Source organism: Frankia sp. CgKIO3, from assembly GCF_977946435.1.
Window position 1 is genome coordinate 26,561 of the sequence record NZ_CDWTMO010000022.1, and the last position, 9,428, is coordinate 35,988.

7 protein-coding genes are annotated in these 9,428 nt (G+C 73.3%); all 7 read left to right on the forward strand.

The genetic code is table 11. The features are described 5' to 3' along the window. Positions 1–53 precede the first annotated feature (53 nt). The gene (pheS, locus tag AC08OJ_RS04605; protein WP_476592988.1) at positions 54–1,157 is read left to right on the forward strand and encodes a phenylalanine--tRNA ligase subunit alpha; all 1,104 of its coding nucleotides are present in this window, start codon (positions 54–56) and stop codon (positions 1,155–1,157) included. A 3-nt stretch (positions 1,158–1,160) separates the two neighbouring features. Then, positions 1,161–3,692, forward strand: a complete 2,532-nt coding sequence (gene pheT, locus AC08OJ_RS04610; RefSeq protein WP_476595138.1) for a phenylalanine--tRNA ligase subunit beta — start codon at positions 1,161–1,163, stop codon at positions 3,690–3,692. Between the two features lie 64 nt (positions 3,693–3,756). Then, a complete protein-coding gene (gene argC / locus AC08OJ_RS04615; RefSeq protein WP_476592983.1) occupies positions 3,757–4,785 on the forward strand; it encodes an N-acetyl-gamma-glutamyl-phosphate reductase in 1,029 nt (342 codons plus the stop codon). A gap of 112 nt (positions 4,786–4,897) precedes the next feature. Next, complete coding sequence (argJ, locus tag AC08OJ_RS04620) at positions 4,898–6,064, forward strand: bifunctional glutamate N-acetyltransferase/amino-acid acetyltransferase ArgJ (RefSeq protein ID WP_476595139.1); 1,167 nt, start codon at positions 4,898–4,900, stop codon at positions 6,062–6,064. Next, on the forward strand, positions 6,061–7,167 hold the full coding sequence (gene argB / locus AC08OJ_RS04625; protein ID WP_476595140.1) for an acetylglutamate kinase: 1,107 nt from the start codon (positions 6,061–6,063) through the stop codon (positions 7,165–7,167). Before argJ ends, argB begins: the two co-directional genes overlap by 4 nt. 23 nt (positions 7,168–7,190) lie before the next feature. Next, on the forward strand, positions 7,191–8,447 hold the full coding sequence (locus tag AC08OJ_RS04630) for an acetylornithine transaminase (RefSeq protein ID WP_476595142.1): 1,257 nt from the start codon (positions 7,191–7,193) through the stop codon (positions 8,445–8,447). Beyond that, the coding region (gene argF, locus AC08OJ_RS04635) for an ornithine carbamoyltransferase (protein ID WP_476595141.1) at positions 8,444–9,428 on the forward strand (985 nt) is incomplete at its 3' end. The genes AC08OJ_RS04630 and argF, both read left to right, overlap by 4 nt.

Here is a 9,428-nt window from a genome sequence, read left to right on the forward strand (position 1 = left end):
CGGCTTCCCGCCGGGATGGCCCTGCTTTTCACCCGATGACGAGGATGAGCACCGTGCCCGCCCCTGGAGAGACTGTCGACCCGTCCCGGGTCCACGCCCTCGACCCTGATCAGCTCGACGCGGCCGTTGACGCCGCGCGGGAGTCGATCCGCGCCGCCGCCGACCTCGACGCGCTGGCAGCCGTCCGTACCGCCCACATCCAGGGCGCCTCCGCACCGCTGGTGCTGGCCCGCCGGGAGCTCGGTGCCCTGCCCCGTGCGGAGCGTGCCGACGCCGGTCGCCGGCACAACGCCGCCCGCACGGCGGTACAGGCCGCCTACGACGCCCGGCTGGCCGAACTCACCGCCGAGCGCGACGCCCGGGTGCTGCACGAGGAACGGGTCGACGTGACCCTGCCCGTCGACCGTCGCCGCCGTGGTGCCCGCCACCCGCTGACCGCCCTGTCCGACCGGCTTGCCGACGTGTTCGTGGCGATGGGCTACGAGGTCGCCGAGGGACCCGAGGTCGAACACGACTGGTTCAACTTCGAGGCCCTGAACATGGCGCCCGATCACCCGGCCCGCAGCGAGCACGACACGCTCTACGTCGCGCCGACCGGTGCGGGCCGGGTGCTGCGTACCCACACCTCCCCGGTGCAGATCCGCTCCCTGCTGAACCGCCCGCTGCCCGTGTACGTCGTGTGCCCGGGGCGGACATACCGCAACGACACCATCGATGCGACGCACTCGCCGGTCTTCGGCCAGCTCGAAGGTCTGGCCGTGGACAGGGGCATCACCATGGCGGACCTGCGTGGCACCCTGGAGGTCTTCGCCCAGGCGTTGTTCGGGGCGGGCCTGTCGACGCGGCTGCGCCCGTCGTTCTTCCCGTTCACCGAGCCGTCCGCGGAACTGGACGTGCAGTGCTTCGCCTGCCGCGGGGAGGCGGCCCGCCAGCCCTGTCGGGTCTGCTCGGACGAGGGCTGGATCGAGGCCGGCGGCTGCGGCATGGTCGACCCGCACGTCCTGCGGGCCGCGGGGGTCGATCCGACCCGGTACAGCGGTTTCGCGTTCGGGATGGGGCTGGAACGGGCCGCGATGGTCCGCCATGGCATCCGGGAGATCCGCGATTTCGTCGACGGTGACGTCCGGTTCAGCCTGCCGTTCGGAATCGAGGACTGACCCATGCTGATCGTGATGTCCTGGCTGCGGGAGTATGTGGCGGGGCTGCCGCCCACGCGGGCCGTCGCCGACGCGTTGATCCGGGCCGGTTTCGAGGTCGAGGGACTGCGCAGCGCCGGGGGCGAGTTCTCCGGCGTGGTCGTCGGGGAGATCGTCGACTTCGAGATCGTCGAGACGAAGAAGAAGGCCGTCCGCTGGTGCCAGGTCCGGGTCGCCGAGAGCGCCGGATCCGGGGATGCCGGATCCGAGGGCGAGGGCGTGCGCGGCGTCATCTGCGGGGCGCACAACTTCGTCGTCGGTGACCGGGTGGCGGTCGCGCTGCCCGGCGCCGTGCTGCCCGGCGGGTTCGAGATCACCGCGCGGAGGACCTACGGCCATGTCAGCGAGGGGATGATCTGCTCGGCCCGGGAACTGGGCCTTGGCGAGGAGTCCGACGGCATCCTGGTGCTCGCGCCGCGGGCGCCGATCGGCGCCGACGTCGCCGAGCTGCTCGATCTCGCCGACGAGGTGCTCGACATCGCGGTCACCCCAGACCGGGGCTACGGCCTGTCGGTGCGGGGGATCGCCCGGGAGGCGGCGATCGCCTTCGCGCTGCCGTTCACGGACCCGGGCGGGCCGGCGGACCTGGCCGCCGGCCCGGGGCCCGCCGGGGAGGCCTATCCGGTCGTCGTCGAGGACACCGCGGCGTGTGACCGCTACGTCGCCCGGGTGGTGACCGGGGTCGACTCGCGGGCCACCACCCCGCCGGGGTGGCAGCGGCGGCTGTCGCTGTCCGGGATGCGGTCGATCTCGGTGCCGGTTGACGTCACCAACGCTGTGCTGCTGGGCCTCGGCCAGCCGTTGCACGCCTTCGACCGGGCGAAGCTGACCGGCGCGATCATCGTGCGCCGGGCCGTCGCCGGAGAAACGCTGCGCACCCTCGACGGGGTCGACCGCACTCTCGACCCCGAGGATCTGGTCATCGCCGACGACACCGGTCCGATCGCGCTCGCCGGGGTGATGGGCGGGGCCAGCACGGAGGTGTCCGCGACGACCACCGACATCGTCCTCGAGGCGGCGCACTTCGACCCGATCACGGTGGCCCGCACCGCCCGCCGGCACCGGCTGTCCTCGGAGGCGTCGCGGCGTTTCGAACGCGGCGTTGACCCGGCGCTCGCGCCGGTCGCCGCGGCGCTGGCCGTCGACCTGCTCGTCGAGCTCGCCGCCGCCCGTCCCGAGCCCGGCGTGACCGACCTGGACCACCGCCCTGGCCTGGCGCCGGTGACTCTGCCGCTGACGGAACCGGAACGCCTCGCCGGCCGGCCCTACCCCGCCGAGGTGGTGCGGCGCCGGCTCGGCGACGTCGGCTGCGCAGTGGCCGACGGGCCGGCGACCGGGGGCCTGCCCGGTGTCCTGATCGTGACGCCGCCGTCCTGGCGTCCCGACCTGACCCGGCCTGCCGATCTCGTCGAGGAGATCATGCGGCTGGAGAGGTACGACACCATCCCGGTGACCCTGCCGTCGCTGCCCGCGGGGCGCGGGCTCACCGCCGCGCAGCGGATGCACCGCGCAGTGGGCCGGGCACTGGCCTACGCGGGGTTCGCCGAGGTGCTCACCCTGCCGTTCGTGCCCGAGGACGCCGCCGACGCGCTCAGCCTGGCTGCGGTCGACCCGCGGCGCGCGGCGGTCCGGATCGCGAACCCGATCGCCGAGGATGCCGGCTACCTGCGGACGACCCTGCTACCCGGACTGATCGCGGCGGCCGTGCGCAACATCGGCCGGGGGCAGCGCGATCTTGCCCTGTTCGAGAGCGGCCTGGTGTTCCGTGAACGCGAACGGATCCCGACGGGCGTCGTCACCCCGCCGGTGGATCGTCGGCCCTCCGCCGCGGAGATCGCCGCTCTGGACTCGACCCTGCCCGGCCAGCCCCGCCACGTCGCCGTGCTCCTCACCGGGCGCAGTGAGCCAGGTGGCTGGTCCACGCCGGCCCGGGACGCGAACTGGGCGGACGCGGTGGACGCCGCGCACGTGGTCGCCGAGGCGGTGGGCGTCACCCTGACGGTCAGGGCCGGCAATGTCATGCCCTGGCACCCGGGCCGCCTCGCGGAGCTCTCGATCGACGGTCGGGTCGTGGGCCACGCGGGTGAGCTGCATCCCCGGGTGCTCGGCGCCGCCGGGCTCCCGCCCCGGGCCGGCGCGATGGAACTGGACCTCGACGCCCTGATCGAGGTCGCGTCGGCGGCGCCGCCGATGATCGCGCCGACGATCTCCACCTATCCGCCCGCCGACCGGGATGTGGCGCTCGTCGTGCCGATCGAGGTGCCGGTCGCCGACGTGACGGCGGCACTGCGGGCCGGAGCCGGTGACCTGCTGGAGTCCCTGACCCTCTTCGACGTCTTCGAGGGCGCCCAGGTCGGGGTCGGTCAGCGCTCGCTGGCCTTCGGCCTGCGGCTGCGCGCCGGGGACCGGACGCTGACGGCCGCCGAGGCGAACGCGGTGCGGGACGCGGCGGTCGCCCGGGCGGCGGAGCTCACCGGCGCGTCCCTGCGCGCCTGAGGCCGAGGCGGGTTACGCCAGCCTCATTGCATGACGATGAGTTGGCGTGTATAAAATTGCAATCATGGGTGTGACGGCAGCAGTTGCGGGGGCGAGCGGGTACGGCGGCGGAGAGCTGCTGCGCCTGCTCCTCGCCCATCCCGAGATCAAGATTGGTGCGCTGGCCGCGAACGCGTCCGCCGGCCGGCCGGTGACGGACGTGCATCCTCACCTGCCCGACCTGGAGGGCCGGGTGTTCACGGACGCGGCCGCGCTGGCCGGGACTGACGCGGACATCGTTTTCCTGGCACTGCCGCACGGTCAGTCGGCCGCGGTGGCCGCCACCCTGCCCGACACCGTACGGGTCGTCGATCTGGGTGCCGATCATCGGCTCGTCGACCCGGAGGCGTGGCGGCGCGCCTACGGGGGGGAGCACGCCGGGACCTGGGCCTACGGCCTGCCCGAACTCCCCTGGGCGCGGGCGGAGATCGCCGCGAGCCGGCGGGTGGCGGTCCCGGGCTGCTATCCCACGGCGACCTCTCTCGGACTCGTGCCGCTGCTGGCCGGCGGTCTCGTGGAGCCCGCCGACCTGGTCGTCGTCGCGGCGAGCGGCACGTCCGGCGCGGGGCGCTCGGCCACGGTGAACCTGCTCGGCAGCGAGGTGATGGGTGACCTGACCGCCTACAAGGTGGGCACCCACCAGCACCGGCCCGAGATCACGCAGACCCTCTCCCGGGCCGCCGGTACGACCGTGACGGTGTCCTTCACCCCGGTGCTCGCCCCGCTTCCCCGCGGCATCCTCGCGACCAGTACCGGCCGGGCCATCCCGGGCACCGACGCGGACGCCGTGTACGAGGCGCTGCGGTCCGCCTACGCGGGGGAGCCGTTCGTCCGGGTGCTGCCGCCGGGGCGCTGGCCGCACACCGCGGCGACGCTCGGCGGGAACGCCGTTCATGTGCAGGGGACCTTCGACCCGGAGACCGGCCGGGCGATCGTCGTCACCGCGATCGACAACCTCGGCAAGGGCGCGGCTGGCCAGGCGCTGCAGTGCGCCAACCTGATGCTCGGCCTGCCCGAGACCGCCGGGCTGACCGCTCAGGGCATCGCCCCCTGACCGTTTCCGGCTCGGCAGGCTGGCAGGCCGGTAAGGACGCGGGACCATCGACCAGCAACATCGACCAGCAACATCGACCAGCAACGCGGACAGGGGACAGGAGAGGGTTGAGTTGAGCGTCACCGCCCCACGGGGCTTCCGCGCCGCCGGAGTGACGGCCGGGTTGAAGCCGTCCGGCCGTCCGGACGTGGCGCTCGTCGTCAACGACGGGCTGTCCGACGCCGCCGCCGGGATCTTCACCGCCAACCGGGTCCAGGCGGCTCCGGTGCTCTGGAGTCGCCAAGCCCTCGCCGACGGCCGACTGCGCGCCGTCATCCTCAACTCCGGCGGGGCGAACGCCTGCACCGGTCCGGCCGGATTCGCCGACACCCACGCCACGGCTGAGCACGTCGCCGGGGCGCTCGGTATCGGTGCCGGCGACGTCGCGGTCTGCTCGACCGGTCTCATCGGCGTCCGCCTGCCCATGGACAACCTGCTCGCCGGCGCCACCAAGGCGGTGGCGGACCTCACCGATACCGCCGCCGCCGGCGCCGCGGCGGCGGAGGCGATCCGCACCACCGACACCGTCGCGAAGGCCGCGGTCCGCACCTCGTCGACGACCCCGGGTGTCACCATCGGCGGGATGGGCAAAGGCGCGGCGATGCTGGCGCCGTCGCTCGCGACGATGCTCGTGGTGGTCACCACCGACGCCGTCGCGGATGCCGCCACCCTCGATCGGGTGATCCGGGCGTCCTCGCGGGTCAGCTTCGAGCGGGTCGATTCCGACGGCTGCCTGTCCACCAACGACACCGTGCTGCTGCTGGCCTCGGGTGCCGCCGGGGTCAGCCTGCCCGAGGCGGAGCTGGCGGGGCTGGTCACCGAGGTGTGCGTTGACCTTGCCCAGCAGATGCTCGGCGATGCCGAGGGTTCGACGAAGACCATCGCCATCACCGTGACCGGAGCCGCGACCGAGGACGACGGGCTGGAGGTCGGCCGGGCCGTCGCCCGCAACAACCTGCTCAAGTGCGCTCTGTACGGCAAGGACCCGAACTGGGGACGGGTGCTCGCCGCGATCGGCACCACGAAGGCCGTTTTCGAGCCCGACGCGCTGGACGTGTCCATCAACGAGGTGCAGGTCTGCTGGGCCGGGGCCCCCGGCGAGGACCGTGACCTCGTCGACCTGTCCGGCCGTGAGGTGCGCATCGGCGTCGATCTGCACGCCGGCGACGCCGAGGTCACCGTCTGGACGAACGACCTGACCGACGGGTACGTCTACGAGAACTCGGCGTACTCGACATGAACGTCCCGACCCGGATACTGCCGCCTTCGAACGGTGGGCACGGCGGCACCGCAGGCGCCGATGGCACCGGCGACGCCGCCCCGGGCGGGGGCACCGGGCGGGGCCCGGCCGCCACCGCCCGGGGCCACGCGGCGCTCGCGAAGACCCAGGTCCTCATCGAGGCGCTCCCGTGGCTGTCGCGGTTCCAGGGCGCGACCATCGTCGTCAAATACGGCGGCAACGCGATGACGGAGCCGGCGCTGCGCGAGGCCTTCGCCGCTGACGTCGTGTTCCTGCGCCACTCGGGGCTGCGGGTGGTCGTCGTGCACGGCGGCGGTCCGCAGATCACCGCGTATCTGGAACGCCTCGGTGTCCCCTCGACGTTCGTCGGCGGCCTGCGGGTCACCACCCCGGAGACCATGGACGTCGTGCGGATGGTCCTGCTCGGCCAGGTCAATCGGGACGTCGTGGGGCTCGTCAACGACCATGGCCCGTTCGCCGTCGGGCTGTCCGGTGAGGACGCCAACCTCTTCACCGCGCGGCGCCGCCCGGCGATCGTCGACGGCCGGGAGGTCGACGTCGGCCTGGTCGGCGACATCGTCGAGGTCCGACCGGAGATGATCAACGCCCTGCTCGGCTCCGGGAAGGTGCCGGTGGTCGCGTCGGTTGCCCGCGGCGTCGACGGCGGGGTCTACAACGTCAACGCCGACATCGCCGCCGCCGAACTCGCCGTCGCGCTCGGGGCCACGAAGCTCGTCGTCCTGACCGACGTCGAGGGCCTCTACGCGGACTGGCCGGCGAGCGACGAGGTGATCAGTGAGCTGAGCATCACCGAGCTCGAACGGCTCCTCCCCTCGCTCACCGCCGGCATGATCCCCAAGATGGAGGCCTGCCGGCGGGCGGTGCGTGGCGGTGTTCCACAGGCGCACGTGCTCGACGGACGGGTGCCGCATGCGGTGCTCCTGGAGATCTTCACCGACGACGGCATCGGCACTTTGATCATGGCCGAGCCAGGCACCTCGCCTGAGCCGGGCACCTTGCCTGAGCCAGGTACGCCCCCTGCGCCCGCCGCGCGCCCGGCCGGGATCGTTCCGGCCGGCGAACCGACCGGAGGAACGCCGTGAACGCCGTGAACGCTGAGAACGCCGTGAACGCCGATCTGATCGCCCGCCGGGACGCCGTCGTGATGGCGACCTACGGCCGACCCGCGATCTCCCTGGCTCGGGGGGCCGGCAGCCGGGTGTGGGACCATGACGGCCGCGAATATCTCGACCTGGTCGGCGGGATAGCCGTCAGCGTGCTCGGTCACTGCCACCCGGCGGTCCGGGACGCCGTCGTCGGCCAGCTCGGCGCTCTCGGTCACGTGTCGAACCTCTACGCCAATGAGCCTCAGGTGCTGCTGGCCGAACGGCTCGTCGAGCTGCTGCGGGTCGGCGCGCCGAGCCCCGGGCTTCCGCCCGAGGGGGCGAAAGTCTTCTTCTGCAACTCGGGGGCGGAGGCCAACGAGGCAGCAATCAAGATCGCCCGCCGGACCGGCCGTTCGGAGATCATCGCCACCGAGGGCTCGTTCCACGGCCGGACCCTGGGCGCGCTGTCCATCACCGGTCAGCCGGCCAAGCGGGCACCGTTCGAGCCGCTGCTGCCCGGCGTCCGGTTCGTGCCGTATGGAGACGGCGCGGCCCTGCGCGCCGCCGTCAGCGAGGCGACCGCGGCGGTGTTCCTGGAACCAACCCTCGGCGAAGGCGGTGTCGTGCCGCCGCCGGCCGGCTACCTCGCCGCCGCGCGGGCTGTCTGCGACTCCGCTGGCGCGCTGCTGGTCCTGGACGAGGTGCAGAGCGGCATCGGCCGGACCGGCTTGTGGTTCGCCCACCAGGCCGAGGGCGTGCTGCCCGACGTGATCACCCTGGCCAAGGGACTCGGCGGTGGCCTGCCCGTCGGCGCCTGCGTCGGCATCGGCGCGGCGGGGACGCTGTTGCGCCCGGGGGATCACGGCAGCACCTTCGGTGGCGGCCCGATCGTCTGCGCGGCGGCGCTCGCGGTGCTCGACACGATCGCCGCCGAGGGCCTGCTTGAACACGCGTCGCGGCTCGGGGAGCGGCTGGCCGCGGCGATCCAGGCGGCGGGCGTGCCCGGCGTGGCCGGGGTCCGGGGACGGGGGCTGTGGCGGGCGATCGAGCTCGACGGCCCATTCGCGCCGGCGGTGGAGAAGGCCGCCCGCGAAGCCGGTTACCTGGTGAACGCCGTCGCCCCTGACGCCATCCGGCTCGCCCCGCCGCTGATCCTCACCGCCGCCGAGGCGGACGCCTTCGTCGCGGCCCTGCCCGGTATCGTCGGCGACGCGCTCGCCGCCCGGGTTCGGTCGGCGCAGTCCGCGTCAGCCCCGGGCTCTAGGGTCAGCGCATGACGGTCCGACACTTCCTTCTCGACACCGACCTGACCCCCGCGGAGCAGACCGCCCTGCTCGACCTCGCCGACGGGCTCAAGGCACGCCGCCGCGTTACCCGGCTGACGGAGCGTCCGCTCGCCGGGCGCTCGGTGGCGCTGCTGTTCGAGAAGCCGTCGACACGCACCCGACTGTCGTTCGACGTGGGCGTCGCCGAGCTCGGCGGCCACCCGGTGGTGATCGACGCGGTGAGCACGCAGCTCGGCCGGGGCGAGACCATCGAGGACACCGCCGCGGTGCTGAGCCGGTACGTCGACGCGATCGTCGTGCGTACCTTCGCGCAGGAGCGGTTGGAGCGGCTGGCGGCGGCGGCCACCGTTCCGGTGATCAATGCGCTGTCCGACCACGCCCATCCCTGCCAGGCCTTGGCCGACCTGCAGACGATCCGGGAGCGGCGGGGCCGCCTGGCCGGGCTGACCCTGACCTACCTGGGCGACGGCAACAACGTCGCGCACTCGCTGCTGCTCGCCGGCGCGTTGGCAGGCATGCGGGTGCACGTGGCCTCGCCGCCCGGCTATGAACCGTTCGAGCAGGTGCTGCGGCACGCCAATGAGATCGGCATGGTGACCGGGGGGGAGGCGCTGGTGATGCACGACGCGCTGGAGGCCGCCGCCGGGGCGGACGTGCTTTACACCGACGTGTGGGCGTCGATGGGTCAGGAGGGTGAGTCGGACAGCCGCGCGTTGGTGTTCCAGCCGTACCGGCTCGACGAGAAGGCCGTCGAGGCCGCTTCGCCTGACGTGATCGTCATGCACTGCCTGCCCGCACATCGGGAGCTCGAGATCACCGCGTCGGTGATCGACGGACCCCGTTCGGTCGTGTTCGACCAGGCCGAGAACCGGCTGCATGCCCAGAAGGCCCTGCTGTCGATCCTGCTGTCCGAGGGCGTCGGTCCGACCGGCGCCGCCGGGAGCGCGTCCGGGGTGGGGGGCGCATCGCCGG